Raw genomic sequence first — 14,236 nt, 5'->3', positions numbered from 1 at the left:
CCTTGCGCCAGGCCCTGCAAGGAGCCGTCATGAGCAAGTCGCAGTCCACCCCCGACTCAAGCGTGTCTGGAGAAGTGGGGACGATTCAGATGTTGCCAAACGGAAAAGCAAAAAAGCCCGCAATCATGCGGGCTTGTGTGTTTTTTGGCGCCTGTAGGAGCCAGACGTCAGATCATTCCCACTCAATGGTCGCCGGCGGCTTGCCGCTCACATCGTAGACCACGCGGTTGATGCCGCGCACTTCGTTGATGATGCGGTTGGACGCGCGGCCCAGCAGGCTGTACGGCAGCTCGGCCCAGTGGGCGGTCATGAAGTCGCTGGTCACCACGGCGCGCAGCGCGACGACGTAATCGTAAGTGCGGCCGTCGCCCATCACGCCGACGGACTTCACCGGCAGGAACACGGCGAAGGCCTGGCTGGTCAGCTCGTACCAGTTCTTGCCGGTCTTCTCGTCCACGGTGTTGCGCAGCTCTTCGATGAATATGGCGTCGGCCTGGCGCAGCAGGTCGGCGTATTCCTTCTTCACTTCGCCAAGGATGCGCACGCCCAGGCCCGGACCCGGGAACGGGTGGCGGTAGACCATGTCGTGCGGCAGGCCGAGCGCCACGCCCAGCTGGCGAACTTCGTCCTTGAACAGCTCGCGCAGCGGCTCCAGCAGCTTGAGGTTCATGTCTTCCGGCAGGCCGCCCACATTGTGGTGGCTCTTGATGGTGTGCGCCTTTTTGGTCTTGGCGCCGGCCGATTCGATCACGTCCGGGTAGATGGTGCCCTGGGCCAGCCACTTGGCGTTGGTCAGCTTGCCGGATTCGCGGTCGAAGACTTCGATGAATTCGGCGCCGATGATCTTGCGCTTCTTCTCCGGGTCGGACTCGCCGGCCAGCTTGGCCATGAAGTCGGCTTCGGCCTGCACGTGCACCACTTTGACGCCCAGGTTCTGGGCGAACATTTCCATCACCATCTTGCCTTCGTTCAGGCGCAGCAGGCCGTGGTCGACGAAGACGCAGGTCAACTGGTCGCCGATGGCGCGGTGGATCAGCGCGGCGGCCACGGAGGAGTCCACGCCGCCGGACAGGCCGAGGATCACTTCTTCGTCGCCGACTTGCTCGCGAATCTTCTTCACCGCTTCATCGATGTAGTTGGGCATGGTCCAGCTGGGTTTGCAGCCGGCCACATGCAGCACGAAGCGGTGGATCATCTCGGTGCCGCGCTTGGTGTGGGTGACTTCCGGGTGGAACTGCACGCCGTAGAAGCCGCGGGTCTCATCCGCCATCGCCGCGTACGGGCAGGACGGGGTTTCGGCGATCACCTGGAAGCCGGCCGGCAGCGCGGTCACCTTGTCGCCGTGGCTCATCCACACGTCGAGGAAGCCGTTGCCGGCGTCGTCGATCTGGTCCTGCAGGCCTTCCAGCAGCTTGGAGTGGTGGCGCGCCTTGATCTGGGCGTAGCCGAACTCGCGCTTGTCGCCGCTTTCCACCTTGCCGCCCAGGGTCTGGGCCATGAACTGCATGCCGTAACAGATGCCCAGCACCGGCACGCCCAGCTCGAACAATTTGGGATCGGCCTGGTAGTCGGACTCGTACACCGAGTTCGGGCCGCCGGACAGGATGATGGCCTTGGGCGCGAAGGCCTTGATCTCTTCGATGGGCATGTCGAAAGAATGAAGCTCACAGTAAACGTGAGCTTCGCGTACGCGGCGGGCGATCAACTGGGTGACCTGGGAGCCGAAGTCGAGAATGAGGATCTTGTCCATGCCTATCCTTGAAAAGTAATGCAGGCCGTTAAGGCCATTATCGTCAATGCTAAAAATAATTCCGTGGTTTCAGTCTTCGCTGGGAGGCAGCCGGCGCGGCGGTTCCGAGCGCTCCGGCACGCGGTCGCTGCGGGCGGCCAGCAGCAACACGCCCATCAGCACCATGCCCAGCGCCACGAAGTGGGTGGCGCGCAGGCCAAGCTGGTCTATCGCGTAGACGCTGGCGCCGGCGTAGGCCAGCATCGGGCTGGTGACCAGCGTGGACTTGTTGAAGCCGTCAAGCGCGAACAGCAACACGCCCGCCGCGAACAGCAGCAGGGCGAGCAGGGTGGAGGTGTTGGGCAGCAGGGCGGTGCTTTTCAGCAGCCATACGCTGCCGACGCAGATCAGGGCGATGGGCAGGGCGGCGCCGCGCTTCATCATGCCGCGCCTCGCTGGTTCTTCATCACGCGCTGTTTTTCGCGCTGCCATTCGCGGTCTTTTTCGGTGTCGCGCTTGTCGTGCAGCTTCTTGCCCTTGGCGAGGCCGACTTCGGCCTTCACATTGCCTTTGGCGTAGTGCAGATCCAGCGCCATCATGGTGTAGCCGGCGCGTTCCACCTTGCCGATGAAGCGGTTGATCTGTTCTTGCGACATCAGCAGCTTGCGCGGACGCACCGGGTCCGGGTTGACGTGGGTGGAGGCGGATTGCAGCGGAGTGATGTGGCAGCCGATCAGCCAGAAGGCGCCGTTTTTCCAGTCGACGTAGCTTTCCTTCAACTGGACGCGGCCGGCGCGGATGGCCTTGACTTCCCACCCTTCCAGCACAAGCCCGGCCTCGAGTTTTTCCTCGATGAAGTAGTCGTGGAAAGCCTTGCGGTTCTGGATGATGCTCATGTGTGGCGGGTTCCTTTGAATCCGGCATTGTATCAGAAGCCGGGCCGCAACCAAAATCGTGTCTTTTCAGTGGCTTGATGTGAAAGGACTTGGCCGCGGGCGCGCCGTGAAGCCCGGACGGGCGGCGGCAGGCGCTTTTTGCTAGAATTGCGGCTTGATTGTCAGTTTCGAGACCCCGGCCGCGCCGGGTTTTTGCCGATGCAGCTTGTCGAAAAGAGCGTCCTGGTGGCGCATACGCCGGCGCAGATGTACGCGCTGGTGGACGATATCGAACACTACAGCCGCTTCCTGCCCTGGTGCGGCAAGACCGAGGTGCTGTCGCGCGACGGCGGCCAGGTGGTGGCCAGCCTGCACATCGATTATCTGAAGGTGCGCCAACATTTCACCACTCGCAACCACAACGTGGAGAACGAATCGATCCGGATGGAATTGGTGGAGGGGCCGTTCGAGTTGCTGGAGGGCTTGTGGCATTTCAAGCAGCTGGGCGATTTCGGCTGCAAGATAGAATTCAGCCTGCGTTACCAATTCTCCAGCCGCATTCTGGAAAAGTTGATCGGGCCGGTGTTTGGCCACATTTCCGGCTCGCTGGTGGATGCTTTCATCAAGGAAGCGGACAGGAAATACGGCGATGACTGAGGGGTTGAGCGTGGAGGTGGCCTATGCCAGGCCGGATCGGCAGTGGCTGGTCGAGGTGAGCCTGCCGGCCGGAGCTGCCGCGCTGGACGCGGTGCGCGCATCCGGCATTCTGGCGTCGTGCCCGGAGCTGGACGAGGCGGCTTTGAAGCTGGGCGTGTTCGGCAAGGCGGTCAAGTCGGACGCGCTTCTGCGCGATCATGACCGGGTGGAGGTCTACCGACCGTTGCAGGCCGATCCCAAGGAAGTGCGCAGGCGGCGCGCCGAGGCGGGCAAGACGATGAAGAAGGGCGGTTGAGCCTGGCGGATGGGAGCAAAAAAAGGATGGCCTGGAGGCCATCCTTTTTTATTGAGGAAGCGCGGCTCAGCCTGGCATGTCTTCGGCTGAGCAGACGCGGTTCTTGCCGTTGATCTTGGCCTGGTACATCGCGTGGTCGGCGCGCTCCAGCACGTCGGCTTCCTGCTCGCCCAGATGCCAGCGCGCGACGCCGGCGCTGAAGGTGATCAAGAGCTTGTCGTTGTTGGCCAGAAAGAAGGTTTTGGTCAGCTCGCGCTGCAGCCGTTGCACGGCTTGCACCGCTTCGGTTTCCGGTGTGTCCGGCATCAGGATCACGAACTCCTCGCCGCCGAAGCGGGCGACGATGTCGGCCGGGCGCAAGGTGAGCTTGATCGTGTCCACCAGGTATTTCAGCGCGTCGTCGCCGGCCAGGTGGCCGTAGCGGTCGTTCAACTGCTTGAAGTTGTCGACGTCGATCAGCGCGACCGACAGCGGCGCGGCAGTGCGTTCGGCGCGGCCGATCTCGCGCTGGAAGTATTCGGCCAGGCCTCGGCGGTTGTAGGCGCCGGTCAGCTGGTCTTCCTTCACTTTGGCGCTGGCGGCTTCCAGCGCGGTTTCCAGCTCGCTGATGCGTTGCTCGGCCGCTTCCACCTGTTCTTTGGCGGAAACCAGCTCGTCGCGGGAGCGGGTCAGGTCCAGCTGCATGATGGAGGTGTCTTCCATCAGCGAGCCTATGATGCCGCTCAACTCGTCGACGCCAGGCATCTGCTTCAACTTTTCGCTGTGCGCCTGGATCTTGCCGTGGAATTCGTCGGTGCTGTCGGTCATCATCGCCAGCCGGCTGACGAAGCGGTCCAGAAGCGCGCGCAGCGAGCTGGCGGCTTCGTCCAGCGAGGTCTTCAGCATGCCCTGCTTGCGGATCACCTCTTTCAAGCTGGTTTCCAGCTGGTAGATCTGCTGCATCGACAGCGGCTCGTGAGACAGGATTTCCTGCAGCGAGCTGACTTGGCCGAGCAGGTACTCGTCGGAGCGGTTCAGCTCGGCGACATTGTCCAGCATCAGCTTGAGCAGATTGGCGAGGCCGGTGGCCAGGCGCCCCTCCTGCTGGGATTGGAGCTCCAGCTTGATCATGAACGCCCTGAGCTTGGGCATGAACACGTTCAAGCTGGCATCGTCGGCGATGCCGTCCAGTTCCTGCAGCAGCGCTTCCAGGCCGTCCACCAGGTCGGGGTAATCGGCCAGCCGCGGCTCCAGGCCATGCTTGAGCGCGAAGGACAGCGTGCGCTGCCATGCCTGCCAGCTGCTTGCCGTCTCGGCGGACTGCTGGTCGTCGGCGTCCAGCGCGGGCAGAGGATCGGGAGGGGGGAGGGTGCGGCTGGACGGCGCCGCGTTCCAGTTTTGCAGCAGGGCGACCAGCTTCTGGTTGAGCTCTTCGGGCTGGTTGCCGTAATTGATCAGCACCCGCTCCAGCGTGCTTTGTTTGTGATGCTGCGGGAGGTCGGGCTGGCGCAGATCCCAGCTCTTTACCAGGGTCTGGATCAGTTGGCCCCAGCTTTGCGTCAGTTGCTGGGCCGAGAAAATGCCGCGCAGGAAGTCGATGATCAGCTGGGGGGCTTGCTCCCAGCGGTTTTCATCCAGCACCTGGCGCAAGCGGGTCATGGTGACCTTGGCCTGGACATTGTCCTGGGGCAGCGTTTCCAGGGCCCGCAACAGCAGCACCGCCAGTTTGTTGTCGCGCCCGATAGGGGTTTGCGTCAACTCATGGTAGACCCGCTCGAAGTTTTCAGGTGTCGGAAGCAGCTTGCGCATGGACAGCTGCTTCAGGGTTTCTCTTGCCACTTCGATGGGATTCTGTGTCGTCATTGCCCAAACCTTGGTGCTTTTAAGGCGGCCTGCCATCATCGGTCGTCAGTGGGTGGGTGTGCGTTATCGACGGTTCGCCGCAGAGGAGGACTTGCTGGGATCCAGCAACTGGAAAAACACCTCGCCGTTGCGAATCATGCCAAGTTCGTTCCTAGCTCTTTCTTCGATCGCGTCACTGCCTTGTTTCAGATCGCGCACTTCTGCATCCAGGGCGGCGTTGCGGGCGACCAGCTTTTGGGTGGTCGCCCGCTGTTCCTGCAGCTGCTTGTCCAGCTGCCAGACCCTGAGCCAACTGCCCTTGCCGAACCAGAGCGGCCATTGCAGGGCGAGGATCACGGTTACCAGGGTCACGGTCAGCCAGCGCATGCAATTACTTCAAATGGTAGAAAGCGGCACGGCCGGGGTAGTGGGCGGCGTCGCCCAGTTCTTCCTCGATGCGCAGCAGTTGGTTGTACTTGGCCATGCGGTCCGAGCGCGACAGCGAGCCGGTCTTGATCTGCATGCAGTTGGTGGCGACCGCGAGGTCGGCAATGGTGCTGTCCTCGGTTTCGCCGGAGCGGTGGCTCATAACGCAGGTATAGCGGGAACGCTTGGCCAGATCAACTGCTTTCAGGGTTTCCGACAATGTGCCGATCTGGTTGACCTTCACCAGCAGCGAGTTGGCTACGCCCTTGGCGATGCCGTCTGCCAGGATTTTGGGATTGGTGACGAATACGTCGTCGCCGACGATCTGCACTGTCTGGCCCAAGCGTTCGGTCAGCAGCTTCCAGCCTGCCCAGTCCTGTTCCGCCATGCCGTCTTCGATCGAGATGATCGGGTACTTGTCGGCCAGGTTTTCCAGGTAGTCGGCGAACTCTTCCGAGCTCAGCGACAGTTTTTCGGCGGTCAGGTGGTACTTGCCGTCGCGGAAGAATTCCGAAGCGGCGCAGTCCAGCGCGATCATCACGTCCTGGCCGGCCACGTAGCCTGCCGCGTCGACGGCTTCCAGGATCAGCTTGATCGCGTCTTCGTGGCTTTCCAGGTTGGGCGCGAAGCCGCCTTCGTCGCCCACGGTGGTGGCGTAGCCGTGGCGGTCGCAGATCTTCTTCAGGTGATGGAAGATCTCGGCGCCCATGCGCAGCGCTTCGCGGAAGGTTTGCGCGCCGACCGGAATGATCATGAATTCCTGGATATCCAGGGTGTTGTTGGCGTGTTCGCCGCCGTTGATGACATTCATCATCGGCACCGGCAGCGCCATCGGGCCGGCGCCGCCCAGGTAGCGGTACAGCGGCAGGCCGGCGTCTTCGGCGGCGGCGCGGGCCACGGCCATCGAGACGGCCAGCATGGCGTTTGCGCCGAGGCGGGACTTGGTCTCGGTGCCGTCGAGTTCGATCAGGGTTTTGTCGATGAAGGTCTGGTCGGAGGCGTCCAGGCCGATGATGGCTTCGCAAATCTCGGTGTTGATGTTGTCAACGGCCTTCAGCACGCCCTTGCCCAGGTAGCGGCTTTTGTCGCCATCGCGCAGTTCCAGGGCTTCCCGGGTGCCGGTGGAGGCGCCGGACGGCACCGCCGCGCGGCCCATGACGCCGGATTCCAGCAGCACGTCCGCTTCCACGGTCGGATTGCCGCGGGAGTCCAGGATTTCGCGAGCTACCACGTCAACGATCGAACTCATTGTCTTTCCCTTCATAGCTTTCAGTTGAACTTGCAGAGGGCGGCCCGCCCGACGGATCGGGCGGACATTACCAGCTGTGTATTACAGCGAGCGCTCAGCTTGGGATTGTGCCGCGCACGCTCGCCCTGCGCATTGAGCGTGGTCAGCAATCGCCGATCAGCTGGCTTGCTTGTCGGCCTGGTGCGCCAGCGCGGCCTTCACGTAGGCGATGAACAGCGGGTGGCCGTCACGCGGAGTGGAGGTGAATTCCGGGTGGAACTGACAGGCGAAGAACCAGCGGTGACCGGCCAGCTCGATGGTCTCGACCAGCTTTTCATGGCCGGCGGAGCGGCCGCTGATGGTCAGGCCAGCCTGTTCCAGGCGCTGGATGTAGTAGTTGTTGACTTCGTAGCGATGGCGGTGGCGCTCGGTGATCTCGGCGTCGCCGTACACGCGCGCGGCCAGCGAGCCGGGAACCAGATCGCATTGCTGGCCGCCCAGGCGCATGGTGCCGCCCATATTGGAGTTCTCGTCGCGTTTTTCGATCTTGCCGTCGTGGTTCACCCACTCGTCGATCAGCGCCACCACCGGGAAGTTGGTGTCGAGGTCGAACTCGGTGGAGTTGGCGCCGGCCATGCCGGCCACGTCGCGCGCGTATTCAATCAGCGCGATCTGCATGCCCAGGCAGATGCCGAGGTAGGGGATGTCGTTCTCGCGGGCGAATTTCACCGCCTTGATCTTGCCTTCCACGCCGCGCTTGCCGAAGCCTCCCGGCACCAGGATGGCGTCCATGTCGCGCAGCGATTCGGCGCCGTCGCGCTCGATCTCTTCCGAGTCGACGTAGATGATGTCGACCTTGGTGCGGGTGTGGATGCCGGCGTGCTTCAGCGCTTCGGTCAGCGACTTGTACGACTCGGTCAGATCGACGTACTTGCCCACCATCGCGATCTTGATCGCGTGGTCCGGCTTCTCGATCGCGTCGATGATGTCGTTCCAGGCGGACAGGTCGGCCTTGGGCAGGTCCAGTTGCAGCTGTTCGGCGATGATGTCGTCGATGCCCTGGGCATGCAGCATGCCCGGCACCTTGTAGATGGAGTCGGAATCGTAGCAGCCGATCACCGCGTTCTCTTCGACGTTGCAGAACAGCGCGATCTTGCGCTTTTCGTCTTCCGGCAGCTCGCGGTCCATCCGGCACAGCAGGATGTCCGGCTGAATGCCGATCTCGCGCAGCTCCTTCACCGAGTGCTGGGTCGGTTTGGTCTTGATCTCGCCGGCGGTGGCGATGTAGGGCACGTAGGACAGGTGCACGTACAGCGTGTTCTTGCGGCCGTGGTTGGAGCGCATCTGGCGGATGGCTTCCAGGAAGGGCAGCGATTCGATATCGCCCACGGTGCCGCCGATCTCGACGATGGCGACGTCGGCGTCAGCCGCGCCTTCGCCCATCTTCAGCTTGATTTCGTCGGTGATGTGCGGGATCACCTGGACTGTGCCGCCCAGGTAGTCGCCGCGGCGTTCCTTGGTAATGACCGATTCGTACACCTGGCCGGTGGTGAAGTTGTTGCTCTTCTTCATCTTGGCGTGGATGAAGCGTTCGTAGTGGCCGAGGTCGAGGTCGGTTTCCGCGCCGTCTTCGGTGACGAACACTTCGCCGTGCTGGAAGGGGCTCATGGTGCCCGGGTCGACATTGATGTAGGGGTCGAGCTTCAGCATGGTGACTTTCAGCCCGCGGGATTCGAGGATCGCGGCGATGGACGCAGCGGCAATGCCCTTGCCCAGGGAGGACACCACGCCACCGGTTACGAAGATGTACTTGGTCATGAGATTACGGCTCTGTGGGAATCCGGGATTTTACCCTGAAATCGAACGAAGTTGAATCACTTGCTGCATCTTGTTGCCACCCTTGGCCGGCGCAGAATGCAACACTCACTATAGACACCCGGCGATAAAGCTCGCGTGGCTGTGGCGAATCCGTTACAATGCCCGCCGACTGTTTCATTAATTGAGAGAGCGCCCGTCAAAGCGTCGGGTGCTCGTTCCGCTTGAATTACTGGCTTTTTATATGTTATAAAGCCAGCTTTTACCGGTTTTGGGAGTTTAACCATGGCGCGTGTTTGCAAAGTCACCGGCAAGCGTCCGATGACCGGGAACAATGTTTCCCACGCCAATAACAAGACTAAACGTCGTTTCCTGCCGAACCTGCAATATCGCAAGTTCTGGGTGGAAAGCGAAAACCGCTGGGTGCGCCTGCGCGTATCCAACGCTGCACTGCGTACCATCGACAAGGTGGGCATTGATGTAGTGCTGGCTGATCTGCGCGCTCGCGGCGAGATCTAAGCGGTCAACCAGATAAAGCACTGAGGTATACATCATGCGCGATAAGATCAAGCTGGAATCCACTGCTGGTACCGGCCACTTCTACACCACCACCAAGAACAAGCGCACCATGCCGGAAAAGATGGAGATCAAGAAGTTTGATCCCGTTGCCCGCAAGCACGTTCTGTACAAGGAAACCAAGCTGAAATAAGCTGGTTTTCTGGTTGGTAAAGAGCCCTTCTCTGGTGCACGGAGAAGGGTTTTTTGTTTGTCCGGCCGGCGGTTTTGCCGGCAGTGCGCGAAAAAAAAAGCCAGTCATGCGACTGGCTTTTTTCATTGGGCAGCGGGTTTTGTCAGGATTCGGCCTGACGGAAGATTTTCCTCGCCAGCAGCAGGTCCTGCCAGGCCTTGGCCTTGTCCGGCTGGTTGCGGAGCAGGTAGGCGGGGTGGTAGCTGACCACCAGCGGCACGCCCTGGTAGCGATGCACCTTGCCGCGCAGCCGGCCGATGGAGTCTTCGGTTTCCAGCAGCGTCTGGGCGGCGAAGCGGCCCAGTGCGATGATCAGGGTCGGCTGGATATGGCGAATCTGTTGCAGCAGGTAGCCGTTGCAGGCGGCGATTTCGTCCGGGGCCGGATTGCGATTGCCCGGCGGGCGGCACTTGAGCACGTTGGCGATATAGACATCCTGATCCCGCTCCAGCCCGGCGGCGGACAGCATATTGTCCAGCAGCTGGCCGGCGCGGCCGACAAAGGGCTGGCCTTGCCGATCTTCGTTTTCACCCGGCGCTTCGCCTATCAGCATCCAGCGCGCCTGGGGATTGCCGCGGCCGAATACCGTCTGGGTGCGGGTTTCGCACAAGCGGCAGTCGTGGCAATCGGCCACCTTGCGTTGCAGCAGAGGCCAGTCTACCGGGGCGAGCTCGGCGCCAACCTCGGCGCGCAGCGGCTCTGCCGTTGGCGTTGGCTCGACGGGCTCCGGGGTGATGGGCGCCGGCTCGGGAGCCTGCGCTGCGATCTGTTGCGCTTCCGGCGGCGCGGTCAGTTTTGCGTCATGGACGAAAAGGGATTCGGACGGGGGGGGTGAGATGGCCAAGGCGGGCAGCTCAGTGAATGCTGCGTCTGTTTGCGGCGACTGGCGCAGCAGTTGCGCCGGGTGCTGCTCGAACCAACCGGCGCGGGGTTGCCAGGCCGGGCCCAGGCCCATTTCCTGTTGCCGCAGGCTGGCGCGGCTCATAGCGACGCCTCCATCAGGATCGCGTGCTCGCGGCCGCCGCTGACGGGGTAGTAGTTCTTGCGCAGCCCGCACTGGCGGAAGCCGCAGCGCTGGTAGAGCTTGCGGGCCGGCGCATTGCTTTCCCGCACTTCCAGGAACAGTCTGTGGCAGCAATCGTCGCGTAGGTTATGCAGCATGGATTGCATCAGCTGCAGCCCGAAACCTTGGCTTTGATGTTCTTTGGCGATGACGATATTGAGAATTTCCGCCTCGTCCAGCACGCGCATGATCAGCGCGAAGCCCATCAGCGAGCCGTCGTCGCCGAACAGGCCGTAGCAGGGATAGCCGGCGGCCAGGCTGTCACGGTACTGCCCGACTCGCCAGGGATGTTGCGTCGCCTGTTGTTCCAGGCTGGCCAGTTGCTGCGGATCGGTGGGGTGGAAGAGGCGGACCGAGCTCATCGGCTGCGCGCCTGCTGTTGTTCAATCGAGGTCAGCGCCACCTTGTTGCGCACGTAGAGCAGCTCCGCCTCGCGCGGATGGCGCGCGGGATAGCGGCCGCTTTCCGCTAGCCGGATATAGGCGGCGGCATGAGGGCGGGGGTGGAGCGACAGCGGCAGGCGTTCCCGGGCGTCGGCCAGCAGCTGGGGGTAGCTGTCGAAGCCGTCGCCGGCAAGCATGGTGGCGGCTTCTGGCAGCGACACCTCTTCAGGTGAGACGACCGCGATCGGGCTAAGCCTTTCCCAGTCAGGTCCGACGCGGTATAGCGCGCTGTAGACTTGCTGCATGCGGGCGTCGAAACAGACCTGAACCAGTCCATCGCCGGCCTGCCAGGCCAGGTTGTCCAGCGTGGGGATGGCGGTGACGGGCAGGTCGGCGGAGTAGGCCAGGCCCTGGGCGACGCCGCAGGCGATGCGCAGGCCGGTGAACGAGCCCGGACCCTGTCCGAATACGATGCCGTCCAGCGACGACAACGCGATGCCGGCTTCTGCGAGCAGGCGCGACACCTCCGGCAGCGTGCGCTCGGCGTGCTTTTGCGCGACGCATTCATGGAAGACCAGCGTTTCCGTTTCCAGGCTCAGCGCCAAGGAAAGATAGGTGGTGGAGGTGTCTAGGGCTAACAGTTTCATTGGGCTTGATGCGACCTTGCAAGGCTGGGAATTATAAGCCCAGTTCCTCGACCCAGGCGAGCGCGGAGATGTGCGCCTGGTTCAGTTGTTCGCTGGACAGGCCCAATTGGTCGCATAATTGCGGCACCCCGTCCATTTCCCCGTCCTCGCAGGCGCGGGCCAGCTTCAGGTAGAGGCTGATCGCGCCGCGCTCGTGAAGCAGGGCGTCCATGACTTGAGGCGGAAGCTGCAGGTGTTCGATGATCTTGTCCATCGGCATGTCGAACAGCACGTCCAGCAGGCTGAACAGGCCGACGATGAATAGATTGTCGTTGACGTCGTGGCGCTCGCCCAGCTCCGCGCCCAGCAGCTCCATGAAGCGGCCGCGGGTGATGGCGGTCTTTTGCAGGGCTGGCGGGGCGTTGTTGTCGTCGGATGCGGTCACCAGCAGCAGGGTCAGCCAGCGGTAGAGTTTCTGGTAACCCAGAACGGTCACGGCATGGGAGAAGGAGCTGATCGTGGTGTTGAGGCCGGCGGCGGCGGAGTTGACGTAGCGCAGCAGCTTGTAGGATAGGGCGACGTCGCGTTTGAGCACCTGCTCGATGTCGCGGATGTCGGCGTCTATGCGCAGCAGGTTCAGCAGCTCCAGCGTGTTGCTGAAGGCCGGATGAATCACCTTCGCCGCCAGCGTTTCGGGCCGGGCGAAATAATAGCCCTGAAAGCCGTCCATGCCCAGTTCCTTGCACAGATGGAACTGGGCGTGGGTTTCCACCCGTTCGGCGATGCGGATCAGCGGATAGCTGCGCAATCGCGCAGCCAGCATCTGGAAGCGGGTGGTGTCCTGGCTCTGAATATCCAGCTTGACGTAGTTGGCGAGTTCCAGAAAGGCCGCGGCTGGGGACTCGAAGCTGAAGTCGTCCAGCGCGATGCCGAAACCCATTGAGCGCAGATGGCGCGCGCGGGACAGCAGCTCGTTGCTGGGCACGATGCGGGGCGACAGATCCAGGATGATGCGGCGAGGCGGCAGCAGCTCCAGAAAGTCGCTGTTGAGCATGGTTTCGCCGACGTTGATGAAGGCCAGCTTGTTGCCGATCAGCCAGCTGGTTCCCATATTGTTGAGCGTGTTGACCAGCACGTCGGTGTCGGCCTGAAGCTCTGTGTGGCGGCCGACTCCGACCGCATCCCCGTTGGGACGAAAAAGCAGCTCATAACCTATGAGCTGCTGGTTGCGGTTCAGTACCGGCTGCCTTCCGATGAAGGCGGTGTTGGTGGTCATCACTGCACCCTGTGTTTTAGGTGGCAATCATATCCGTCGTCCGCGCCTGGGTATTGTTGCTCTCGCTGGAGGCGAGAAGATCTTCCATGTCGAGCACCAGCACGACTGAGCCGTCGCCGGACAGGGTGGCGCCGGCCACGCCTTTCGGGCGGATATTTTGCAACGGCTTGATCACCACGTCGTCACGGCCGACAAAAGAGTCGATTGCCAGAATGAAGGATTTTTCCGCGGACTGCATCAGCACGCCGAAGTAAGGTTTCTGGGTGGGTTCCCAGCTCAGCAGGCTTGCCAGCGTTTTCAACGGCAGGATTTCGTCGCGCACCACGATGGTGGGCTTGCCCGACACTTCCTGAATCGCGCTGCCGTCGATGGTGATGATTTCGCGAACCATCGCCAGCGGCACGGCGAACGGCTGGTTGCAAGCGCGGACCACCAGTACGGGCAAGATGGCCAAAGTCAGCGGCAGCGAGATGCTGATGCGGGTGCCTTCGCCCGCCGCCGAGCTGATGTCGATCCGGCCGTTCAGCTTCTGGATGTTGGTGCGCACCACGTCCATGCCGACGCCGCGGCCGGACACGCTGGAAATCTGGTCCTTGGTGGAGAAGCCGGGCAGGAAGATCAACTGCAGGCATTGCTTCTCGTCGAGGGAGTTGGCCGTTTCCTGATCGATCAGCCCCTTCTCGATCGCCTTGCGGCGCAATGCGTCCGGGTTCATGCCCTTGCCGTCGTCGGTGATCTCGATCAGGATGTGATCGCCCACTTGCTCCGCGGTCAGCTGAACCAGGGCCTGAGGCTTTTTGCCGGCGGCGATGCGCTCCTCGGGGGACTCGATGCCGTGATCGACCGCATTGCGGACCAAGTGGACCAGCGGATCATTCAGGTCTTCGATCATGGTCTTGTCGAGCTCGGTCTCCTCGCCGGACAATACCAGTTCCACTTCCTTGCCCAATTGGCGAGCCAGATCGCGCGCCAAGCGCGGGTATTTCTGGAACAAGCGGCCGATCGGCTGCATGCGGGTTTTCATCACCGCGTTTTGCAGGTCTCCGACCAGCAGGTCCAACTGACTTATCGCTTCATCCAGAGAGCGCAGCGTGTTGGTGTCGCGGTTGCCTTGCAGAATTTCAGTGCGCAGCGTGGTCAGGCGGTTTTTGGTCAGGCCGATTTCGCCGGACAGGTTCAACACCATGTCCAGACGCACGGTGTCGATGCGGATGGTGTTTTCCTGCGGGCCGCTGGCTGCGGGAGCGCCGCCTGACTTGGCGGGTGCAGGCTTGGGCGCGGGCTTTGCGACCGG

The 14,236-nt window shown here is 62.3% G+C and carries 16 protein-coding genes; 4 read left to right on the top strand and 12 right to left on the bottom strand.

All coding sequences use genetic code 11. The features are described from left to right. Nucleotides 1–172: 172 nt before the first annotated feature. The 3 genes from guaA to smpB form a co-directional block, all read right to left on the bottom strand. Entirely contained in the window at nucleotides 173–1,756 is a 1,584-nt protein-coding gene (guaA, locus tag VL52_RS11510; RefSeq protein ID WP_144408783.1) for a glutamine-hydrolyzing GMP synthase, read from the bottom strand. A gap of 63 nt (nucleotides 1,757–1,819) precedes the next feature. Continuing rightward, complete coding sequence (locus VL52_RS11505) at nucleotides 1,820–2,173, bottom strand: hypothetical protein (protein WP_046157163.1); 354 nt, start codon at nucleotides 2,171–2,173, stop codon at nucleotides 1,820–1,822. Next, on the bottom strand, nucleotides 2,170–2,646 hold the full coding sequence (gene smpB, locus VL52_RS11500) for an SsrA-binding protein SmpB (protein ID WP_268750400.1): 477 nt from the start codon (nucleotides 2,644–2,646) through the stop codon (nucleotides 2,170–2,172). Before smpB ends, VL52_RS11505 begins: the two co-directional genes overlap by 4 nt. Nucleotides 2,647–2,823: 177 nt before the next feature. Between smpB and VL52_RS11495 the strand changes: the two genes are divergently transcribed. Together VL52_RS11495 and VL52_RS11490 are read left to right on the top strand one after the other, a co-directional pair. Next, on the top strand, nucleotides 2,824–3,261 hold the full coding sequence (locus VL52_RS11495; protein ID WP_046157216.1) for a type II toxin-antitoxin system RatA family toxin: 438 nt from the start codon (nucleotides 2,824–2,826) through the stop codon (nucleotides 3,259–3,261). Continuing rightward, nucleotides 3,254–3,556, top strand: coding sequence for an RnfH family protein (locus tag VL52_RS11490; protein ID WP_046157162.1), 303 nt, complete (start codon nucleotides 3,254–3,256; stop codon nucleotides 3,554–3,556). The genes VL52_RS11495 and VL52_RS11490 overlap by 8 nt, the downstream gene beginning before the upstream one ends. A gap of 66 nt (nucleotides 3,557–3,622) precedes the next feature. On the opposite strand, the gene VL52_RS11485 is transcribed toward VL52_RS11490, so the two are convergent. The 4 genes from VL52_RS11485 to pyrG all read right to left on the bottom strand — a co-directional run bounded on the left by VL52_RS11485 (nucleotide 3,623) and on the right by pyrG (nucleotide 8,849). Continuing rightward, nucleotides 3,623–5,398, bottom strand: coding sequence for a GGDEF domain-containing protein (locus VL52_RS11485; protein WP_046157161.1), 1,776 nt, complete (start codon nucleotides 5,396–5,398; stop codon nucleotides 3,623–3,625). Nucleotides 5,399–5,461: 63 nt separating this feature from the next. Next, nucleotides 5,462–5,764, bottom strand: coding sequence for a cell division protein FtsB (ftsB, locus tag VL52_RS11480; RefSeq protein ID WP_046157160.1), 303 nt, complete (start codon nucleotides 5,762–5,764; stop codon nucleotides 5,462–5,464). Between the two features lie 4 nt (nucleotides 5,765–5,768). Continuing rightward, entirely contained in the window at nucleotides 5,769–7,052 is a 1,284-nt protein-coding gene (eno, locus tag VL52_RS11475; RefSeq protein ID WP_021477761.1) for a phosphopyruvate hydratase, read from the bottom strand. 156 nt (nucleotides 7,053–7,208) lie between these two features. Beyond that, on the bottom strand, nucleotides 7,209–8,849 hold the full coding sequence (pyrG, locus tag VL52_RS11470; RefSeq protein ID WP_046157159.1) for a CTP synthase: 1,641 nt from the start codon (nucleotides 8,847–8,849) through the stop codon (nucleotides 7,209–7,211). Between the two features lie 282 nt (nucleotides 8,850–9,131). Here pyrG and rpmB point away from each other — a divergent pair, with 282 nt between their 5' ends. Further along, on the top strand, nucleotides 9,132–9,365 hold the full coding sequence (gene rpmB, locus VL52_RS11465; RefSeq protein WP_011137003.1) for a 50S ribosomal protein L28: 234 nt from the start codon (nucleotides 9,132–9,134) through the stop codon (nucleotides 9,363–9,365). A gap of 34 nt (nucleotides 9,366–9,399) precedes the next feature. After that, complete coding sequence (gene rpmG, locus VL52_RS11460; protein WP_017506994.1) at nucleotides 9,400–9,555, top strand: 50S ribosomal protein L33; 156 nt, start codon at nucleotides 9,400–9,402, stop codon at nucleotides 9,553–9,555. Between the two features lie 142 nt (nucleotides 9,556–9,697). Here the strand turns inward: rpmG and VL52_RS11455 are convergent, their stop codons facing one another. The 5 genes from VL52_RS11455 to VL52_RS11435 all read right to left on the bottom strand — a co-directional run. Beyond that, on the bottom strand, nucleotides 9,698–10,579 hold the full coding sequence (locus tag VL52_RS11455) for a uracil-DNA glycosylase (RefSeq protein WP_046157158.1): 882 nt from the start codon (nucleotides 10,577–10,579) through the stop codon (nucleotides 9,698–9,700). Beyond that, a complete protein-coding gene (gene rimI, locus VL52_RS11450; RefSeq protein WP_046157157.1) occupies nucleotides 10,576–11,019 on the bottom strand; it encodes a ribosomal protein S18-alanine N-acetyltransferase in 444 nt (147 codons plus the stop codon). Before rimI ends, VL52_RS11455 begins: the two co-directional genes overlap by 4 nt. Then, nucleotides 11,016–11,687: a tRNA (adenosine(37)-N6)-threonylcarbamoyltransferase complex dimerization subunit type 1 TsaB gene (gene tsaB / locus VL52_RS11445; protein ID WP_046157156.1), complete on the bottom strand. Its 672-nt coding sequence runs from the start codon at nucleotides 11,685–11,687 to the stop codon at nucleotides 11,016–11,018. The genes rimI and tsaB overlap by 4 nt, the downstream gene beginning before the upstream one ends. Before the next feature lie 31 nt (nucleotides 11,688–11,718). Continuing rightward, a complete protein-coding gene (locus tag VL52_RS11440; protein WP_046157155.1) occupies nucleotides 11,719–12,942 on the bottom strand; it encodes an EAL and HDOD domain-containing protein in 1,224 nt (407 codons plus the stop codon). Nucleotides 12,943–12,958: 16 nt separating this feature from the next. Beyond that, nucleotides 12,959–14,236, bottom strand: a 1,278-nt coding sequence (locus tag VL52_RS11435; RefSeq protein WP_046157154.1) for a chemotaxis protein CheA, incomplete at its 5' end; no start/stop codon positions are given.

The organism is Chromobacterium vaccinii (assembly GCF_000971335.1).
Lineage (GTDB): Bacteria > Pseudomonadota > Gammaproteobacteria > Burkholderiales > Chromobacteriaceae > Chromobacterium > Chromobacterium vaccinii.
This window is presented reverse-complemented; position numbering and strand designations above follow the sequence as displayed.